The sequence below is a fragment of the Streptococcus oricebi genome, assembly GCF_017883985.1.
Lineage (GTDB): Bacteria > Bacillota > Bacilli > Lactobacillales > Streptococcaceae > Streptococcus > Streptococcus oricebi.
Genome location: NZ_PRDG01000001.1, coordinates 20601 through 39235, shown reverse-complemented (window position 1 = coordinate 39235; position 18635 = coordinate 20601). Strand labels below are relative to the sequence as shown.

General features: G+C 44.6%; 19 protein-coding genes and 1 tRNA gene. 17 read left to right on the top strand and 3 right to left on the bottom strand.

Annotation, left to right across the window (positions count from 1 at the left end):
• Positions 1-52 precede the first annotated feature (52 nt).
• Both hemH and C4K46_RS00195 read left to right on the top strand, forming a co-directional pair.
• Positions 53-1153, top strand: coding sequence for a ferrochelatase (gene hemH, locus C4K46_RS00200; RefSeq protein ID WP_245335088.1), 1101 nt, complete (start codon positions 53-55; stop codon positions 1151-1153).
• Positions 1150-1515 (top strand): TIGR02328 family protein, encoded by a 366-nt coding sequence (locus C4K46_RS00195; protein ID WP_209626215.1) that lies wholly within the window; start codon positions 1150-1152, stop codon positions 1513-1515. Before hemH ends, C4K46_RS00195 begins: the two co-directional genes overlap by 4 nt.
• A gap of 167 nt (positions 1516-1682) precedes the next feature.
• Here C4K46_RS00195 and C4K46_RS00190 read toward each other — a convergent pair whose 3' ends face one another.
• Positions 1683-2504 (bottom strand): Cof-type HAD-IIB family hydrolase, encoded by an 822-nt coding sequence (locus C4K46_RS00190; RefSeq protein ID WP_209626213.1) that lies wholly within the window; start codon positions 2502-2504, stop codon positions 1683-1685.
• Positions 2505-2687: 183 nt separating this feature from the next.
• On the opposite strand from C4K46_RS00190, the gene lepA reads away from it, so the two are divergent.
• The 10 genes from lepA (at position 2688) to C4K46_RS00140 (ending at position 12879) form a co-directional block, all read left to right on the top strand.
• A complete protein-coding gene (gene lepA, locus C4K46_RS00185) occupies positions 2688-4511 on the top strand; it encodes a translation elongation factor 4 (protein ID WP_209626211.1) in 1824 nt (607 codons plus the stop codon).
• A gap of 201 nt (positions 4512-4712) precedes the next feature.
• Entirely contained in the window at positions 4713-5315 is a 603-nt protein-coding gene (locus tag C4K46_RS00180) for a hypothetical protein (RefSeq protein ID WP_209626202.1), read from the top strand.
• A 69-nt stretch (positions 5316-5384) separates the two neighbouring features.
• On the top strand, positions 5385-5693 hold the full coding sequence (locus C4K46_RS00175; RefSeq protein WP_209626200.1) for a putative quinol monooxygenase: 309 nt from the start codon (positions 5385-5387) through the stop codon (positions 5691-5693).
• A gap of 498 nt (positions 5694-6191) precedes the next feature.
• Positions 6192-6263, top strand: a tRNA-Arg gene (locus C4K46_RS00170).
• 404 nt (positions 6264-6667) lie between these two features.
• Entirely contained in the window at positions 6668-7543 is an 876-nt protein-coding gene (gene efeO, locus C4K46_RS00165; protein WP_209626198.1) for an iron uptake system protein EfeO, read from the top strand.
• Positions 7544-8776, top strand: coding sequence for an iron uptake transporter deferrochelatase/peroxidase subunit (gene efeB, locus C4K46_RS00160; protein WP_209626197.1), 1233 nt, complete (start codon positions 7544-7546; stop codon positions 8774-8776). It begins immediately after the preceding gene.
• A complete protein-coding gene (locus tag C4K46_RS00155) occupies positions 8754-10448 on the top strand; it encodes an FTR1 family iron permease (RefSeq protein WP_209626195.1) in 1695 nt (564 codons plus the stop codon). The genes efeB and C4K46_RS00155 overlap by 23 nt, the downstream gene beginning before the upstream one ends.
• Entirely contained in the window at positions 10441-11163 is a 723-nt protein-coding gene (gene tatC, locus C4K46_RS00150; RefSeq protein ID WP_209626193.1) for a twin-arginine translocase subunit TatC, read from the top strand. The genes C4K46_RS00155 and tatC overlap by 8 nt, the downstream gene beginning before the upstream one ends.
• Entirely contained in the window at positions 11163-11363 is a 201-nt protein-coding gene (locus C4K46_RS00145) for a Sec-independent protein translocase subunit TatA/TatB (protein ID WP_209626191.1), read from the top strand. Before tatC ends, C4K46_RS00145 begins: the two co-directional genes overlap by 1 nt.
• A gap of 160 nt (positions 11364-11523) precedes the next feature.
• The gene (locus C4K46_RS00140; protein WP_209626189.1) at positions 11524-12879 is read left to right on the top strand and encodes an MATE family efflux transporter; all 1356 of its coding nucleotides are present in this window, start codon (positions 11524-11526) and stop codon (positions 12877-12879) included.
• Positions 12880-12952: 73 nt separating this feature from the next.
• On the opposite strand, the gene C4K46_RS00135 is transcribed toward C4K46_RS00140, so the two are convergent.
• Positions 12953-13792, bottom strand: a complete 840-nt coding sequence (locus C4K46_RS00135) for a DUF6612 family protein (protein ID WP_209626187.1) — start codon at positions 13790-13792, stop codon at positions 12953-12955.
• A gap of 172 nt (positions 13793-13964) precedes the next feature.
• Complete coding sequence (locus C4K46_RS00130) at positions 13965-14183, bottom strand: 4-oxalocrotonate tautomerase (protein WP_338059770.1); 219 nt, start codon at positions 14181-14183, stop codon at positions 13965-13967.
• Between the two features lie 93 nt (positions 14184-14276).
• On the opposite strand from C4K46_RS00130, the gene C4K46_RS00125 reads away from it, so the two are divergent.
• The 5 genes from C4K46_RS00125 to glyA are packed head-to-tail and all read left to right on the top strand — an operon-like array spanning position 14277 to position 18635.
• On the top strand, positions 14277-14864 hold the full coding sequence (locus C4K46_RS00125) for a thymidine kinase (protein WP_209626183.1): 588 nt from the start codon (positions 14277-14279) through the stop codon (positions 14862-14864).
• Positions 14861-15940 carry a peptide chain release factor 1 gene (gene prfA, locus C4K46_RS00120; RefSeq protein ID WP_209626181.1) on the top strand — a complete coding sequence of 360 codons (1080 nt, stop codon included), beginning with the start codon at positions 14861-14863 and terminating at the stop codon, positions 15938-15940. Before C4K46_RS00125 ends, prfA begins: the two co-directional genes overlap by 4 nt.
• Positions 15940-16776, top strand: coding sequence for a peptide chain release factor N(5)-glutamine methyltransferase (gene prmC / locus C4K46_RS00115; RefSeq protein WP_209626179.1), 837 nt, complete (start codon positions 15940-15942; stop codon positions 16774-16776). Before prfA ends, prmC begins: the two co-directional genes overlap by 1 nt.
• Positions 16766-17365, top strand: coding sequence for an L-threonylcarbamoyladenylate synthase (locus C4K46_RS00110; protein ID WP_420853766.1), 600 nt, complete (start codon positions 16766-16768; stop codon positions 17363-17365). Before prmC ends, C4K46_RS00110 begins: the two co-directional genes overlap by 11 nt.
• A gap of 13 nt (positions 17366-17378) precedes the next feature.
• On the top strand, positions 17379-18635 hold the full coding sequence (glyA, locus tag C4K46_RS00105) for a serine hydroxymethyltransferase (RefSeq protein WP_209626176.1): 1257 nt from the start codon (positions 17379-17381) through the stop codon (positions 18633-18635).

Sequence of the window (18635 nt, the reverse complement as noted above, 5' to 3'; positions counted from 1 at the left end):
TTTCGGCTAACCTAGTAAAATAAAATTAGTTGAAAATAGATAAGAGGAGTTTATGACTACAAAAGCAGTTTTGATGATGACCTTTGGTTCGCCAGAGGGTTATACATTTGAGGATATAGCGGAGTTCTTTACCAATATTCGTCGCGGTATTCGCCCCAAAGATAGTGAGATTCAACATCTCTACGAGAACTATCGCTTGATTGGCTCCAGCCCCTTGCAGGAGATTAGCCGTCAAGAAGCAGCCCTAGTGCAGGAGCGCCTGGGTCAGGAATACCGAGTTTACTTTGCCAATAAATTTTCTAGACCCTTTATTCCAGATGTGATTAAGCAAATGGAAGCAGACGGAATTGAGGAATGTCTCTGTCTGATTTTGGAGCCTCATTACTCTTTTTACTCGGTCATGGGTTATGAAAAATTTATCGAGTCTGACCAAATTCGCTTTCATATCATTAAGGAGTGGTACAAGGCTCCGTCCTTGCTTTCCTATTGGACAGACCAGTTGCGGGAGATTATTTCTAGTTTAGGTAATGAAAGTTTTCAGGTTCTTTTCTCAGCCCATTCCGTACCCTTGATTGCCTTGGATTTTGAGGACCCTTATATTGATCAGGTTTTTGACAATGCCCACATCATTGCTCAAAGATTGGGTCTTGATGAGGCAAACTATACCTCGACCTGGCAGAGTGAGAGCGATATTGGCCTACCCTGGATTAAGCCAGATGTCTTGGAGTATATCGAGGAACATAAGGACAATCATCCAGACCATTATATTTTTCTACCGATTGCCTTTATTTCAGAGCACATTGAGGTCCTCTTTGATAATGATATTGAATGCAAGGACTTGTGTGATAAATATGGGATTGGCTATCACCGACCAGAAATGCCCAATGCCCAGCCAGCCCTGATTGATGCCCTGATGGAAACCATTAGAGCCCATGAAAACCAACCTTATGAATGGATGCAACCAGAAACCACGACCTTTGATGAATTAAAGCCATCCGAACAGGCCAAGAGGCTCCTGGCAGATTCGGACTTGAAGATGCCCGAATTTGTCCGCAAGTTGATTGAAAAGAAGGGAATTGAAAATGTCAAGATTCCATTCTTTGTTAAACAATTACTCAAGAAGAAGGGCAAGTGGCCCAAGGAGCTAGAATGAGACTTTGGCATCAAGATTTAATTGAAAAATTACCCCGCCAGCAGTTGCTGGGCCAGCACCGGGAATGCGCTGCCTTGCGGGGACGAGGCTGGGGCAAGAAGCATGCGACGGTCAACTATGTCTTTGACCATAGTCCCTATCGCCTTTATGCCTATCACTGCCTAGTTATGGAGGAGATGAAGAAAAGGGGCTACCAGCCAGATAGCAACTGGCTGGACAAAAACTATCGCGGGAAAAGCCAAGATCCCTATCCTGACTTGGCCGAGGAGGACTTACCCAATCCCCTTTATCCTGAGCATGACGAGGTCTACCTAGTAGAATGCCTTGAGAATCTAGCCCAAAAGGGTGTGCTTGACCTTTAAACCTAGAAATATGAAAACTGCCCTCATCAAGACCCGAGTCCTGAATGAGAGGCAGTTTTTGTCTATTTATCAGATAAAAAGAGGTGGATGCGCCTGTCTCTTCAAAGTTAGACTTTTTCTGCTCAACTTTTGAGAGGTAGTCCAGACTTGGGGGGCCTCCTTTGGGCTTAAGCGTCTTGCTTGAGAATATATTTCTCGATAGCTCTAGCCACTCCGGCCTGGTCGTTGCTAGTAGTCACAGCGTCCGCTTGGCTCTTGACATAGTCGCTAGCGTTGCCCATAGCAATCCCTAGCCCGGCAAATTCTAGCATTTCCAAATCATTATTGGCGTCACCGATGGCCATGATTTCCTCAGGCTTAATAGCTAGCTTTTCTGCTAGCCGAGCCAAAGCACTAGCCTTGGTCGTTCCCTTGGGCATGGTCTCATAGATATAGTCTTGAGAACGAACAGCACTGAAACGCTGGCTCAGGTCCTGATGGAAGTCAGCTTCAAATCGATCCAGCTGGTCAGGCTGGGCTAAAAACATGGCCTGAAACATGATTTCACTTCCTTCAATGGCCTCTTCTAGGCTGATTTTGACAGGCTGGGTAAAGACTAGGCCGGCATCATAGCTAACTAGGTCATTAGGGTCTTCTCCTAGGACCAGGTAACGCTCCTCATCAAAAATAGTTAACTGGGCGGGTGTTTTTTGGGCTATCTGATCCAGGTAGACCAAGTCTTCCTTGCTTAGGGCAGTATAGTCCAGTAACTTCCAGCCCTCACTTTGATGAATAGCGCAGCCATTGTCTACAATGACATATTCATTTTGCTTGCTCAGGCCCAATTCCTTATAGTAGGGCTTGACTCCGACCAGAGGTCGACCCGTACAGAGAACTAACTTAACCCCCTGGGCAATCGCCTGATGAATCGCCTCGATATGGGCTTGGGGAATCTTCTTGTGCGAATCAAGCAGGGTTCCGTCCATATCCAAGGCCAGTAATTTAATCATTTCTATCCCTCATTTCCTTCAATAGTCCCTTACATTATAGCATAAAAAGTAGGAAGAGGCAGCTAGGGAAGGAACTGGATATTTTTTGCAGAATTCCTGAAGTTACTAGCAAAATTATGGTATAATAAGGAGAGTGCCCAAGGCGAAAAAGTTAGAAAGTATGAAGAAACAAGGAAGAGCAGAATGAATTTAGACCAACTAAGGAAAAGGCAGGAAAAGATCCGGAACTTTTCGATTATCGCCCACATTGACCATGGGAAGTCGACCCTGGCCGACCGGATTTTAGAGGCGACCGAAACAGTTTCTAGCCGCGAAATGCAGGCCCAGCTTCTGGACAGCATGGATCTGGAGCGGGAGCGTGGAATTACCATCAAGCTCAATGCTATTGAGTTAAATTACCAGGCCAAGGATGGCGAGACCTATATTTTTCACTTGATTGATACACCAGGCCATGTCGATTTTACCTATGAGGTGTCGCGTTCCCTAGCGGCCTGTGAGGGGGCGATTTTGGTAGTTGATGCAGCCCAAGGGATTGAGGCTCAAACCCTGGCCAATGTTTACCTGGCTCTGGATAATGATCTAGAAATCCTACCGGTTATCAATAAGATTGACCTGCCGGCAGCTGATCCTGAGCGAGTGCGGACCGAGATTGAAGATGTCATTGGACTAGATGCGAGCGAAGCGGTACTTGCTTCGGCCAAGTCTGGAATCGGAATTGAGGAAATTTTAGAGCAGATTGTGGCCCAGGTCCCAGCTCCGACTGGTGATGTGGCAGCCCCTCTCAAGGCCCTGATTTTCGACTCGGTCTACGACAGCTATCGGGGAGTTATCCTGCAAGTGCGGGTCATGGACGGTCTGGTCAAACCGGGCGACACCATCCAGCTTATGAGTAATGGCAAGACCTTTGATGTGACCGAAGTAGGAATTTTCACACCCAAGGCAGTTGGCCGCGATTATCTAGCTACCGGTGATGTCGGCTATATCGCAGCCTCTATCAAGACTGTTGCCGACACCCGTGTCGGGGATACTGTAACTCTTGCTAACAACCCAGCAGACGAGCCTCTCCATGGTTATAAGCAGATGAATCCCATGGTCTTTGCGGGACTCTATCCGATTGAGTCCAATAAGTATAACGATTTGCGGGAAGCCCTAGAAAAATTGCAGCTCAATGATGCCAGTCTTCAATTTGAGCCAGAAACCTCCCAGGCTTTGGGCTTTGGTTTCCGTTGTGGCTTTTTGGGTCTGCTCCACATGGACGTTATTCAAGAGCGCCTAGAGCGGGAGTTTAATATTGATTTGATTATGACTGCTCCTAGTGTTATCTATCAGGTCAATATGACAGATGGAGAAGTGATTGAGGTTTCCAATCCTAGTGAGTTTCCAGATCCGACCAAGATTGACTCTATCGAGGAACCTTATGTCAAGGCTCAAATCATGGTGCCCCAGGAATTTGTCGGTGCAGTTATGGAGCTGGCCCAGCGTAAGCGGGGAGACTTTGTGACCATGGACTATATCGATGAAAATCGGGTCAATGTCATCTATCAGATCCCTCTGGCTGAAATTGTTTTTGACTTTTTTGACAAGCTCAAGTCATCCACTCGTGGCTACGCTAGCTTTGATTATGAAATTTCTGACTACCGCAAGTCCAGCTTGGTTAAAATGGATATCTTACTCAATGGCGACAAGGTTGATGCTCTCAGTTTTATCGTCCACAAGGAATTTGCCTATGAAAGAGGGAAGTTGATTGTCGATAAGCTAAAGAAAATTATTCCTCGTCAGCAGTTTGAGGTTCCTATCCAGGCCGCTATCGGTCAGAAGATTGTGGCTCGGACTGATATCAAGGCCCTCCGTAAAAATGTCCTGGCTAAATGTTATGGAGGAGATGTTTCTTGGAAACGCAAGCTCCTTGAAAAGCAAAAGGCCGGTAAAAAACGGATGAAGGCCATCGGTAGTGTCGAAGTGCCCCAGGAAGCCTTCCTCAGCGTTCTATCCATGGATGAGGAATAAGCGATTAGTCCAGACCTCTGTCGTCTAATAGAGCTTGCTCCTTCGATGGGCAAATCAGCTTTTTCAACAGTCTTTTTGTCAATGAACAGGAAAGTCATTTAGCTATTAAAATTAGTTGTTCTAGAGCGATTGAAGCCCGCTAAAAGGCTTTATAGGGTTAGTTTTACAAAGGGGAAAAAGTTTAAAGGAAGTAGGAGCACTATGAAAAAGAAATGGTTTTTAGGGCTGGCCTTTTTAGCTAGTTTGATAATGGTCAGTGCCTGCAATCATCAGTCCCCAAGCAAGGAAACTAGTCAAACTAGCAGTTCTTCATCGAGTTCAGTTAACGACTCCAGCAGTGATTTGAGCCAATTAACCAAGGATACTCAAAGAATCGGCTCTGATGACTATGGTTATGTCAATATTCCCAAAGACTGGGTTACCTTTCATGATGTCAATGGTGGGGATGATATCCAATATTCTGACGGAACAGACATCAACATCATCAGTCTAAATACCATTACAGCTGAAAAGGCAGGAGTGAAGGATCTTTCAGAGATTTCTGCTGAAGAAATGGCCAACCGCTTTTATGTCGGCTGGGAGAGCAAAAAGGAAGTCACCAAACAAATAGCAGGCTCTCGCACGACCATTGCTGGTAATGTCGCTTATAAGATTACCATTTTAACCCAGCAGGGAAAGATTATGCTTATTTGGGTCTTGGGGACACCGGATAAGAAGATTTACTACATCTCCCTAGAAGGGACCAAGGCCGCCTTGGTTCATGTCCTGCCCTTGATTGAGCAAACTTGGTCTACCAGTAAGTAATGATTGCAAAAAGAGAATAGCTGTATTATAATAAGGGAAAATTTTTTAATTTCTAGAAAGAAGGAAAATATGGAAGCTTATTCAGTTTATGGAAACATTATCGCCCAAGAAGGAAAGGTGGAGGAGCTACAAGGCTATCTGCTAGAAGCTGCTGAAAGCATGAAGGATGTAGCGGGCTGTTATACTTATCTGGTCGGTCGCAATCCAGAAGAAGCTAATGCGGTCTATGTTTTGGAAGTCTGGGAAAATAAGGAAGCCCATCAAGCTTCCCTGCAGTTGGACCATGTTCGCCAACTGATTGAAAAGGCCAAACCGATTATTGCTGGTATGAACTCCCAGCCTGATTTAAACATTATCGGCGGTCACCTTAAGTTTTAAACAGTGCTCCAGAGCCTTTGGGCTTTGGAGTTTTGTTTTTTTCTACCATACCAAGTAAATTGGGCTCAGCTTCAGGACGAGAACAAGTGCCGACATTCCGTTCGTAAAAATAGATGTCTTGGGGATGTAGAAATGGGGATGGTTATTCAAATTCAAACCAAGAATGAGTATCTTTTGCCTCTTACAGATAGACCAAGTCGCTATTGTTCTCGCCCATATTTTTGGGGGAGAACGGGGGCAACGAGAATCATACTTGATTGACTCGCAGGTCTCTCTAAAGGAAGTCAAAATGCGACCCACCAGCTGGCCGCATTCATTGAAAGCTGGCTTAGGAATTTCCCTAAAAAATACTTGCTTATTCATCTCCTAGAAAGTTTCTTTTATAATGACTGATTTAGACTTGAAATTTAACTTTGTAGGAAAAATCAACCTTAATTTAGGAAATAATCCCTTTTCCTCTTGTTTTTTTTCTGAAAATTAGTTATAATAAATGAGTTGCCACCCTTAGTGTAATGGATATCACGTAAGATTCCGGTTCTTGAGATGGGAGTTCGATTCTCTCAGGGTGGAGATGAAAAAGAAAGTACGGTTTGAGGACTGTACTTTTCTTTTTTAGAAAAATTTGGAGTGGACTTATGCCTGGTCGGTTGATTACGCATGCCTTGATATGGAAGAATGGATAAGACAAGGCAAACTAAGACTACCATTTTTATATAAAAATTCCCATATAAAGAATGAGCAAGCCTCAAAAGTTCGATTTTTAGGGTCCAACTTTTAGGGCTTCATTTTTTGAGGATTTCTATTAAATTTTCTGACAATTCCTTGAAAAAGCTGGATTTTTTTGATATAATTTTTCTGAAAACGTTCTTAAATATCTAAGAGTTAGGTGTTGAGTCAAAGGGGAGGGCTTAAACAGTGACTTTTGCTGTTAAATAGCGTTTTTGAAAACTTTCACTTTATGCAAGGAGCACATCATGAAAAAACTAGGTATCATCCTATTCTCAGCTACCCTTTTACTAACGGCTTGTGCGAGTAACAACAAGTCTAATCAGACAGGCTCAAGTAGTGAAGCTAAGGTTTCCCTAACTGCTGCAGAAAAAAAGGAACTACAAAAGGCAACTGCTGATTACAAGGCCTTTGTCCAAGAGCAAATTGATAAACTTCTGGTGGACACAGAAAGCTTTGTCAAACTCTTAAAAGAAGGAAAATTAGAAGAAGCCAAGGCTGCCTACCCACTTGCTCGGATGACTTATGAGCGTTCAGAGCCGATTGCAGAAAGTTTCAAAGAAGAAGACGAAAAGATTGATAGCCGCTTGGTTGACTATAAGGCTGAGCATAAGACTGAAGATGGTTGGTCTGGTTTCCACCGCCTAGAAAAGATTATGTGGGAGGAAAACACAACCGAAGGTACAGAAGTCTATGCGGATCAATTGGTTAATGATGTCAAGGCCCTGAAGGCCAAAGTGGCAACAGTCAAGGTTACTCCTGAGTTGATGTTGACTGGGGCGGTTGACCTTTTGAATGAAGTAGCAGATACCAAGATTACTGGTGAAGAAGAATTTTACTCTCATACTGACCTTTATGACTTCCGGGCCAATATCGAGGGAGCAGAGAAGATTTATCAACTCTTCAAGCCTTTGATTGAAAAGAAAAATGCTCAACTGGCCAAGGATTTAACCAAGGACTTCAAGGAAGTTAATGACCAGTTAGACAAGTACATGACTGATAAAGAGAACTATAAGTTCTATACAGAGTTGACTGAGAAGGACACTAAGTCACTCGCAACCTCTGTCCACAATCTGGGTGAATCTCTCGGTAAAATGGGTGTGATTCTAGACGGAGAAAAATAGATGGAAAAAGACGAAAAATGGTTTGAGAAAAAAATGGATCGTCGCGAATTTCTTAAAAAAGCAGGGATTGGAGGTGCCGGGCTAGCGCTCGGTGTCTCCGGTGCATCTGCTTTTTTCGCTAATAAGGTCCAGAAAGAAAAGAACTTAGTTGTCGGAGATGAAAAAATTAGTTTCTATGGCAAGCATCAGGCAGGAATTACAACTCCTATGCAGAGAAACATCTACTTTGTGGTCTTAGATTTGATTTCGACTGACCGTTCTCAGGTGATTGAGATGTTCAAGTCTTGGACGGATTATAGTCAAAAATTAGTAGATGGCCAGGTCATCGAAAAGGACTCTAGCAATGTCTACCTTCCTCCAAATGATACAGGGGAGGCTGTCGGTCTCAACCCCTATCGCTTGACCTTGACTTTTGGGGTTTCGCATTCTTTTTTAAAGAAGATGAAGTTGGAAAAGAAGAAACCCAAGGCCTTTCGGGAGCTTCCGCCCTTTCCCAGAGAAATTTTGCGGGAGAAATATACAGGTGGAGATATTGTCATCCAGGCCTGTGCCGATGATGAACAGGTAGCCTTTCACGCTGTCCGCAATCTCATCAAAAATAGTCGGCGAGTAGTAGCTATGCGCTGGAGTCAATCTGGTTTTGCGGCGATTGGAGATCGGATGGAGACTCCACGCAATCTCTTTGGTTTTAAGGATGGGACGGCCAATGATACGACTGAAAAGCGCTTTGACGAGGTAGTCTGGGCAGATGAGGCTGGCTGGATGAAGGGGGGCTCTTATATGGCAGTCCGCCGGATTCAGATGTTTCTAGATACTTGGGACCGGACCAGTCTCAAAGAGCAGGAAAATACCTTTGGGCGCTACAAGGATAGCGGGGCTCCTTTGGGACAGAAAAATGAGTTTGACCCTGTTGATTTGGACCTGAAGGACGAGGAAGGGGAACCAGTCATTCCTCTGGATGCCCATGTGCGCCTAGCCAAGGAGGCTGGAGTTCCTATTTTTCGTAGGTCCTATTCTTATTCTAGTGGAATTGATGATGTGACGGGCCAATTTGATACGGGCTTGCTCTTTATCGCCTTTCAAAAGACGCCGGAGCAGTTTATCAAGATTCAGACCAATCTGGGTAATGATGACAAGATGAATGAATATGTCAGTCATATCGGCAGTGGTCTCTTTGCCTGCTTTGCAGGAGTTCAGAAAGGAGAATATCTTGGTCAAAAATTATTTGAGTAAAATCTTGTGGGTCCTGGGTCTCTTACTGACCTTAGGTTTCACTCCGGTGCTTGCAGAGGAGAGCTACTCCAATCTCTTTATTAAGATTACAGATGCCACTGAGGCTGTTAAGGCCCAAAATCAAGATGAGGCCAAGCGCCTTTTGACAGAGCTTCAAACAGAATTTGCCAATAAGGAAAATCATGATTCTGCAGCTGGTAAAAAGGTGACCCAAGCCCTGAATATCGAGGGGGCAATTACTGAGGAAAAACTAACAGAGATTAGTGCAGCCTTGATTGCCTTTGATCAGGAGCAGCATCCGGTTGACCTCAAGGCAGAAAAGGAGAAGTTGGTCAATCGGATGACTCCTGCCTTTGATAAGTTGGAGGCGGCTATCAAGTCCAAGGATTTGGAAGCTAGTAAGACCGCTTATAAGGAGATGAATCGGACTTGGACCAGCAATGAGTCGATTGTTAGAAGTAGTAGTACTGCCCATTATGGGAAAATTGAAACAGCCCTGTCTCTCTTGCGTTCTAGCATGGAAACAGAGCCTACTGACTTTACGACTATTGAGGCTTCTTTTGCAGATCTAAAAACAGCCCTGGACCAGTTTGTTACTGGGGAAAAGGTGGCTGCTGTTTCTGAAAATTTGACCTTAAATGATGGTATAAAAATGCTAGAAGAAGCTCTTTCGCTCTTCCAAAAAGGGGAAAAGGAGAAGGCCAGCACCCTGATGAAGAAATTTATCACCATCTGGCCAACTATTGAAGGCGATGTCAGCACGCGCGATTCCTCCCTCTATACTCGGGTCGAGAGTCAAACTCCGGTCATCATGGTTAAGGGTAATGAAAAGAAATACCAGGAAGAGTTAGCCCAGTTGATTACAGATTTATCAAAAATTGATACCAGTGCTAGCTACAATTTCTTTGATGCCATGCTTATCCTCTTAAGAGAAGGAGTAGAATCCCTCCTAATCATCATGGCTCTTGTGGCTACCCTCAAGGCCAGCAAGATGACCAAGGGCTTAGTCTGGGTTTACAGCGGGGCTGCTCTCGGTGTTCTAGCCAGCGTTCTTATCGCTATCTTACTGCAAGTGCTCTTTCCAGCCCTGGCCTCTGGAGCCAATCGTGAAATTATCGAAGGGGCCGTCGGAATCTTTGCTGTCGTCATGATGATTTTGATTGGTATCTGGCTCCATAGTAAGTCCTCTATCGAGAAATGGAATGACTTTATGGACAGGCAGATGAAGACCGTTACCACAAGTGGTAGCTTTATCTCCATGTTTGCCTTAAGTTTCTTGGCTGTCTTTCGTGAGGGAGCAGAAACCATTCTCTTTTATGTCGGAATTGTTCCAAGGATTACCATGTTTCACTTCCTCTTGGGGATTGCTCTAGCTATCTTGGTGCTTGTCATCATCGCTTTAGTCATGACCAAGGCCACTAGCTATTTCAAACCTCATCGTATCTTCTTCTGGTTGACCTGGTTGATTTATGCCCTGGCCTTTAAGATGCTGGGTGTCAGCATTCACGCCCTCCAGTTGACCAATATAGCACCGAACCACTTGCTCAACTCCTGGCCGACTATTGATTTGATTGGATTTTATCCGAGCCCAGAGGGAGTCTTGGCTCAGCTAGTCTTGCTAGTTATCATCGCCTGGTTTGTCTATAAGAATCGCAGGACTAAGCATGACTAAGAGAGAGCAGTTGACGGTTGTTGAGCACTTGAGCGAATTTCGGACCCGCTTTTTGCTGGTCTTGGCCTGGTTTTTGCTGGTTTTTATCCTGGCTTTCTGTTTTTCAGGAAACTTGTACCAATGGCTGACCAGTCATTTTCAGCAGAAGTTGATTGTCCTAGGCCCCAATGATATTTTGTGGATTTATGTTCGCCTGGCTAGCCTAGTCGCCTTTAGCCTGACCCTTCCTTTTCTGGTCTACCAGGTATGGGAATTTGTGCGACCAGCTCTCAAGGATAGCGAGGCCAAGGCTATCTTTGCCTATATCCCGGCCTCCTTTGTCTCCTTTGTTCTGGGTTTGGCCTTTGGTTTTTATCTGGTTAGTCCAGCCATTTTGAATTTACTCTTATCTCTGGGTGACCAGCTCTTTGATGTCCGCTTGACGGCTCAAAGTTATTTAACCTTTATTTTTCACACCAGTCTGCCTATGGCAATCCTATTTGAATTGCCAGTCATTGTCGCTTTTTTGACCTCAATCGGCCTCCTAAAGCCAAAATTTTTGGTACAATATAGACGGTACGCTTATTTTATCTTGCTGGTCATTGCTGTCGTTATTACGCCGGCCGACTTTGTTAGCGATTTGACCATGACAGCCCCTCTGATTTTTATCTTTGAGCTGAGCCTGGTCTTAAGTAAGATGATTTATCGAAAAAAAGAAAGAAGGGAAAGGAACTGATGGGATTTTTACGTGATATTGGTGCACCAGGATTGATTATTCTTATTCTGGGAGCCCTCTTAATCTTTGGCCCCAAGCGCCTGCCAGAACTGGGCCAGGCTATCGGTAAGATGTTCTCCGAATTTAAGGGAGCCATGAACCAGGCCGATAGCTCCAAAGAAGAGTCAGGGTCAGCTGATAAAGATGAAAAGAATGAGTAGTTACACTCATTCTTTTTTTATCCAGCTCGGTCTTTACTTCACCTCAAATATCCCGATAAGACTTTCCAATCTTCTGGGGTGGAAAACTTCCTTTGACTATTTATCCAGCTTGTAGTATAGTAAAGGTAAAGATAAGCTTTATTTAAGGGAGTAAACATTTATGTATCAAACCCATGATATCAGAGGGCGATTCAAGCTCTTTATAACCATCTTTTTTCCGATTTTAATCTACCAGTTGGCGAATTATTCGGCCTCTTTTGTAGATACAACCATGACTGGTCAATTTAATACCCAGCACTTGACCGGTGTTTCCTTGGCTACCAATCTTTGGAGTCCTTTTTTTACCTTTTTGACCGGGGTTGTATCTGCCCTTGTTCCTATTATCGGCCATCATTTGGGGCAGGAGAGAGAAGAAGAGGTAGCAGTAGATTTTTATCAATTTATCTATCTGGCCCTAGGTTTATCGGGGCTCCTTTATCTCCTAGTTTTTCTTGTGGCCCCCTTGGTCTTAAATCATCTGGGCCTGGAAGCGCAAGTGGCCCGAATAGCCATTGACTATCTCTGGTACCTTGCTCTGGGAATTGTCCCCCTCTTACTTTTTAGTGTTATCCGTTCTCTTTTAGATGCCCTGGGAATGACTAGGCTATCCATGTATCTTATGCTCTTGCTTTTGCCCCTGAATGCGACCTTTAACTATGCCTTGATTTATGGGGTTTTTGGTCTGCCTAAGCTAGGAGGGCCGGGAGCGGGACTAGGGACCTCCCTTGCTTACTGGTGCTTGCTTTTGATTTCTATTCTAGTTATCTACAAGCATCCCAAACTTAGTCGCTACCAACTTTGGCGCCGACGTAAGTTGGATTCTTCTCTCTTAAAAGAGGGTTTAAGGCTGGGTATTCCCATTGGGGGAACGGTCTTTGCGGAAGTAGCTATCTTTTCTTTTGTTGGTCTCTTGATGGCCAAATTTTCTACCCTGACAATCGCTAGCCACCAGGCAGCCATTAACTTTTCTACCCTTATGTATGCCTTTCCCATGAGTACTTCTCTAGCCATGTCTATTATCGTTTCCTATGAAATGGGGGCTAATCGCTTGGCTGATGTCAAAAAATACTCTTCCCTGGGAAGGTGGATTGCCTTTTTCTTTGCTCTCTTTACCCTGATTTTTCTCTATCTTTTTCGGGCCCAGGTGGCAGCCCTCTACGGGCGGGATCCAGAGTTTATTCGCCTAACCTCAGTCTTTTTGACCTACAGCCTCTTTTTCCAGCTGGCCGATACCTTTGCGGCTCCTTTGCAGGGGATTCTGAAGGGCTATAAGGACACCAAGGTTCCTTTTTATCTGGGTCTGCTTAGCTATTGGGGAGTAACCCTTCCTGTGGCCTTCTTGCTTGAGCGTTTTAGTCAACTGGGAGCTTATTCTTATTGGATCGGCCTTATCTCCTGTCTTCTTGTCAGTGGGCTCCTTTATCAACTGCGGCTCTTATTTATTGAAAAGAAAAGAGAAAGAGAATTTCTAAACTAGACTTCTTTTAAGGATAAAGCAAAAGCCAGTTCCTCTTGTTTGGAACTGGTTTTTTGTTAATCTGCTAAAAAGATTAGGAATTAAAAGCTTGGAGAATATTTGCTTCCTGGGCATCCTTGGCCTCTTCTGGAAGCTTGATATCTGAAACCTTATTAAAGTTTTTATAGACTGCATCGACTGTCATCACAGCGGTTTGATTTTCGATTTTCATCTTGGCATCCATTTTCATGCTTTGAGGAAGTTTGGTCTTTTTATCAATCTTAAGCTGGAGATTCATCTTACTAAATTCAATATTGATGTTTTTTAAGATGGGGTTGCTAGCTTTCATCTGTTTGATAAAAACGTCTTGGAAATCTTGGCCAGCGTCTTTGATATCGAGAACATAGCCATCCTTTTGCTCATTTAGTTGAAGTTTGTCCTTGTTTTTTACAGCAGCTTCAAAGAATTCAAAGTTGTTGGATTGTTCTTGCTTTTCCTTGATTTTATCAACCAATTCTTGGCTTTCCTGCTTGAGCCAAGTATCGCTTTCTGCTGGCTTGACATAGATGGTTCCATCCTTGATATAAAATACGGATTGACCAGATTTTCCTAATGTATTGGTTTTTAGCTCCAACTTGAGTGCAATAGGCTCTCTGATAATGCTAGCATTCGTATCGACCGTGAACTGGGTACCGTCACCTTCTGCTTGGCCAGTTTTATCAGCTCCTAGCTCTATCTTTGTCTTGACCTGAGTTTCAAAGCTGTCACTATTTTGGATATTATCAAGTAAGTCAGTCAGAACTGGTCCTTGATCTACCTTGCTGCTGGAGTTGTTTGTTCCACTTTTATCTATGGTCTGACTAGAGCAAGCAACCAAAAAGATAGAGAGACCAGCTACAAGGGAGCATAAGAGTTTTTTAGTTCTTGTTTTCATCCTTAGTTTCCTCCTTCTGGACTTAAAATGAACAATAAGAAAGGGGGGAAGTAGCCCAGGCTAAATCCCCCTATTCGACTCTCATTATACTAAAAGACAGGTAGAAAGTACAGCAAAAACTGTAAGCCTTTGCCTGAAAATCAAAGAGAGCCTTTGTTTGGCCCTCTGACTCTTAGTTTTTCTTTTTCATCTCTCCCTGAGGATAATAGCTTCCTTCTGGTAAATCGTTGATGAAAACATGGATAGCTTCCTTGGGTGCCTTGGCTATCCTGGAAACAACCTCAGTTACTTCACGAGCCAGCTGGTCTTTTTGTTCCTGGCTGCGGCCTTCAAATAAATCAATTTTTACAAATGGCATTCTTTTTCCTTCTTTCCTTTTAGTCTCTTTAATTTTATCATAATTTTGGTTTTAATGCTTGCCCAATTATGGTAAAATAAAATGAATTGAATAATAAATGGAGATGAAGAAGAGTAGAAAGAAACAATGGCACAATTATATTATAAGTATGGCACCATGAACTCGGGTAAGACAATTGAGATTTTAAAGGTGGCCCATAACTATGAGGAACAAGGAAAAGGGGTAGTCATCATGACTAGCGCCCTAGATACCCGAGATGGCTTCGGGGTGGTTTCCAGCCGGATTGGCATGAAACGCGAGGCCATAGCTATCGATGAGGAGACTGATATTTTTGGTTACATTGATGGCATGACCGAAAAGCCCTACTGCGTCTTGATTGATGAGGCTCAATTTCTCAGCCGTCATCATGTCTATGACTTGGCTAGGGTGGTCGATGAACTAGGAGTCCCAGTCATGGCTTTTGGCCTTAAAAATGATTTCCGCAATGAGCTCTTTGAAGGCTCTAAATACCTACTCTTGTTAGCAGATAAGATCGATGAGGTCAAGACCATTTGTCAATATTGCTCTAAAAAGGCGATCATGGTTCTAAGGACTAACAATAACCAACCTGTCTATGAGGGGGAGCAGATTCAAATCGGTGGCAACGAGAGTTACATCCCTGTTTGTCGCAAACATTACTTTAATCCAGTATTAGAAAAGAAGGAAAATCAATGAACATCTACGATCAATTACAAGCAGTTGAAGACCGCTATGAAGAGCTAGGGGAGCTTTTGAGCGACCCTGATGTGGTTAGTGACACCAAACGTTTTATGGAATTATCCAAGGAAGAGGCCAGCACACGCGACACGGTGACAGCCTATCGGGACTATAAAAAAGTCCTCCAAAATATCAGTGATGCCGAGGAGATGATTAAGGATGCTGCTGGTGATGCTGAATTGGAAGAAATGGCCAAGCTAGAATTGAAGGAAGCCAAGGCCGAAAAAGAAGACTATGAAGAAAGGCTTAAAATCCTGCTTCTGCCCAAGGATCCTAATGATGATAAGAATATTATCCTAGAAATTCGGGGAGCGGCAGGAGGAGACGAAGCCTCGCTCTTTGCCGGTGACCTTTTAAGCATGTATCAAAAATACGCCGAGGCTCAGGGGTGGAGATTTGAAGTCATGGAAGCCTCGATGAATGGTGTAGGAGGTTTTAAGGAAGTTGTTGCCATGGTCTCGGGTCAATCAGTCTACTCCAAGCTCAAGTATGAAAGTGGAGCCCACCGGGTTCAGAGGGTTCCTGTTACCGAGTCTCAAGGTCGGGTCCATACCTCGACAGCAACTGTTTTAGTCATGCCTGAGGTGGAAGAAGTGGAATACGATATTGACCCTAAGGATTTACGGGTTGATATCTACCACGCTTCTGGAGCTGGTGGACAAAATGTCAACAAGGTGGCGACAGCTGTCCGGATTGTCCATCTGCCGACCAATATCAAGGTCGAAATGCAAGAAGAGCGGACCCAACAGAAAAACCGGGATAAGGCTATGAAGATTATCCGTGCTCGGGTTGCCGACCACTTTGCCCAAATCGCTCAAGATGAGCAGGATGCAGAGCGTAAGTCTACCATTGGAACTGGGGATCGTTCGGAACGGATTCGGACCTATAACTTCCCGCAAAATCGGGTGACCGACCACCGGATTGGTCTGACCCTGCAAAAGCTGGACAGCATTTTGGCTGGCAAGCTAGATGAGGTTGTGGACGCCTTGGTCCTCTATGATCAAACGCAAAAACTAGAAGAGCTTAACAAGTAATGAGACTAGGACAAGTCTTTGCAAGTCTAGAAGCAGAAATTGTGGCAGCGGGAGAAGAAGCTGAGAGCCTAGCTTTTGTTTATCGCTCCTTAAAACAACTCTCCTTAACGGACTTTGTTTTTAAATTACAGACAGAAGCGGTTCAGGAAGATATAGACCTGCTAGAAGGTTTGACTCAGCAGCTTAAGGCCCATCTACCAGCTCAATATATCTTGGGTTGGGCTGACTTTTATGGTCTGCGTCTTTCGGTTGATGAACGAGTCTTGATTCCTCGGCCAGAAACGGAAGAATTGGTAGACTTGATTTTGGCTGAAAATCCAGATTCAGGCCAGCAAGTGCTGGATCTAGCTACCGGCAGTGGGGCTATCGCCTTGGCCTTGGCTAGGCATCGGCCTAGTTGGCAGTTGACAGCCAGTGACATTTCTCAAGAGGCCCTAGATTTAGCTCAAACAAACGCCAGTACCTTAAATCTGCAACAGGCCATTGACTTCGTCCAGTCGGATGTCTTTGAGAATCTGACTGGTAAGTTTGACCTGTTGGTTTCCAACCCGCCCTATATCGCTTTTGAGGACCAAGATGAGGTAGGTAGCAATGTCTTACACGCTGAACCCCACCTAGCCCTCTTTGCTGAAAATCAAGGCCTGGCCCTTTATCAGGCTATTGCTCAAGGAGTTAGTCGTCATCTAAAAAAAGACGGGAAAATTTATCTGGAGATTGGCTATAAACAAGGCCCAGCAGTTCAGGCTCTCTTTCAAGAGGCCTTTCCCCATAAGCGGGTTCGGGTCCTCAAAGACCAATTTAATCAAGATAGAATGGTGGTGGTAGATAATGGCTGATTTTGAGACGATTTTAGAGCGAGGCGGCGCCTTGATTCTTCCAACCGAGACGGTCTACGGCCTCTTTGCTTCTGCCCTAAATGAAGAAGCGGTCAAAGGGGTTTATCAGCTAAAGAGACGCCCGCTTGACAAGGCTCTGAATCTCAATGTAGCTAGCCTCGAGGATATCCTGGCCTTTTCTAAAAATCAGCCTCCCTATCTAGAAAAGCTCTACCAGACCTTTCTGCCTGGTCCCTTGACCTTGATTTTAGAAGCCAATCAAGCCGTCCCTTCCTGGGTCAATTCGGGCATGGCTAGTGTTGGTTTTCGCATTCCTAGCCATCCCCTAACCCTGGATTTAATCCGTAAGTGCGGCCCCCTCATCGGACCTTCGGCCAATCTTTCTGGCCAGGCTAGCGGTTTACATTTTGACCAGATTCAAGCTGATTTTAAGGGGCAGGTAGACGGGTTCAAAGATGATGATTTCTTGACCGGTCAAGACTCAACCATTTTAGACCTATCCACTAGCAAGGCCCGCATTTTGCGCCAAGGCGCTATCAGCAAAGAAGAACTAGTATCAGCCCTTCCCCAATTGATATTCCAAGATTGAAAAGGAGAACTCTATGATTTTTGACCAAGCTAACTATAAAGAATTTGACGAAGAGCTCTGGCAAGCTGTTAAGCAAGAAGAAGAGCGGCAGCAGCATAATATCGAGTTGATTGCTTCAGAAAATGTCGTTTCTAAAGCAGTTATGGCGGCTCAAGGCTCCATTTTAACCAATAAATATGCCGAAGGCTATCCAGGTCGTCGCTACTACGGTGGAACAGAGTTTGTCGATGTAGTTGAAAATCTAGCTATCGAAAGGGCCAAGGCCATCTTTGGAGCTAAATATGCCAATGTTCAGGCTCATTCAGGCAGTCAGGCCAATTGTGCGGCCTATATGGCCTTGATTGAGCCAGGAGATACCGTTATGGGAATGGACTTGGCTGCTGGAGGCCACCTGACCCATGGCGCTGCCGTTAGCTTTTCTGGTCAAACCTATAACTTTGTCTCTTACGGGGTCGATCCCGAGACAGAACTGCTTGATTTTGAGGCTATTTTAGCCCAGGCCAAGGAGGTTCAACCCAAACTAATCGTCGCTGGAGCTTCTGCCTATTCTCAAATTATTGATTTTGCAAAATTCCGCGAGATTGCAGACGCTGTTGGGGCCAAGCTCATGGTCGATATGGCCCATATTGCTGGATTAGTAGCTGCTGGTCTCCATCCAAGTCCAGTCCCTTATGCGGATATTACAACCACAACCACTCATAAAACCTTGCGGGGTCCTCGCGGCGGCTTGATTTTAACCAATGATGAAGCGCTAGCTAAGAAAATTAACTCAGCGATTTTCCCGGGGATTCAAGGAGGACCATTAGAGCATGTGGTTGCAGCAAAGGCAGTAGCCTTTAAAGAGGTCTTGGACCCAGCCTTTAAGGCCTACAGCCAGCAAATCCTTGATAATGCCCAGGCCATGGCTCAAGTCTTTGCAGCAGATTCTGATTTTCGAGTGATTTCGGGTGGTACTCAAAACCATCTCTTCTTGGTAGATGTGACCAGGGTAGTCGAAAATGGAAAAGTGGCCCAAAATCTTTTGGACGAGGTCAATATTACCCTCAATAAAAATTCCATCCCTTATGAGCAGCTCTCCCCTTTTAAGACCAGTGGTATTCGGATTGGGACAGCGGCGATTACGGCACGCGGATTTGGAGTGGACCAAAGCATCAAGGTCGCTCAGCTGATTATCAAGGCCTTAAAACATGCCCAAGAGCCAGAAATTTTGGACCAGGTCAAGGCAGAAGTGCGTAGCTTGACCGATGCCTTCCCCCTTTATGAGGAGTAA

Bases quoted from the DNA above. Each gene is read 5' to 3' on its own strand.
- hemH (WP_245335088.1), top strand. From the start codon at position 53: ATGACTACAAAAGCAGTTTTGATGATGACCTTTGGTTCGCCAGAGGGT.
- C4K46_RS00195 (WP_209626215.1), top strand. From the start codon at position 1,150: ATGAGACTTTGGCATCAAGATTTAATTGAAAAATTACCCCGCCAGCAG.
- C4K46_RS00190 (WP_209626213.1), bottom strand. From the start codon at position 2,504: ATGATTAAATTACTGGCCTTGGATATGGACGGAACCCTGCTTGATTCG.
- lepA (WP_209626211.1), top strand. From the start codon at position 2,688: ATGAATTTAGACCAACTAAGGAAAAGGCAGGAAAAGATCCGGAACTTT.
- C4K46_RS00180 (WP_209626202.1), top strand. From the start codon at position 4,713: ATGAAAAAGAAATGGTTTTTAGGGCTGGCCTTTTTAGCTAGTTTGATA.
- C4K46_RS00175 (WP_209626200.1), top strand. From the start codon at position 5,385: ATGGAAGCTTATTCAGTTTATGGAAACATTATCGCCCAAGAAGGAAAG.
- efeO (WP_209626198.1), top strand. From the start codon at position 6,668: ATGAAAAAACTAGGTATCATCCTATTCTCAGCTACCCTTTTACTAACG.
- efeB (WP_209626197.1), top strand. From the start codon at position 7,544: ATGGAAAAAGACGAAAAATGGTTTGAGAAAAAAATGGATCGTCGCGAA.
- tatC (WP_209626193.1), top strand. From the start codon at position 10,441: ATGACTAAGAGAGAGCAGTTGACGGTTGTTGAGCACTTGAGCGAATTT.
- C4K46_RS00145 (WP_209626191.1), top strand. From the start codon at position 11,163: ATGGGATTTTTACGTGATATTGGTGCACCAGGATTGATTATTCTTATT.
- C4K46_RS00140 (WP_209626189.1), top strand. From the start codon at position 11,524: ATGTATCAAACCCATGATATCAGAGGGCGATTCAAGCTCTTTATAACC.
- C4K46_RS00135 (WP_209626187.1), bottom strand. From the start codon at position 13,792: ATGAAAACAAGAACTAAAAAACTCTTATGCTCCCTTGTAGCTGGTCTC.
- C4K46_RS00125 (WP_209626183.1), top strand. From the start codon at position 14,277: ATGGCACAATTATATTATAAGTATGGCACCATGAACTCGGGTAAGACA.
- prfA (WP_209626181.1), top strand. From the start codon at position 14,861: ATGAACATCTACGATCAATTACAAGCAGTTGAAGACCGCTATGAAGAG.
- prmC (WP_209626179.1), top strand. From the start codon at position 15,940: ATGAGACTAGGACAAGTCTTTGCAAGTCTAGAAGCAGAAATTGTGGCA.
- glyA (WP_209626176.1), top strand. From the start codon at position 17,379: ATGATTTTTGACCAAGCTAACTATAAAGAATTTGACGAAGAGCTCTGG.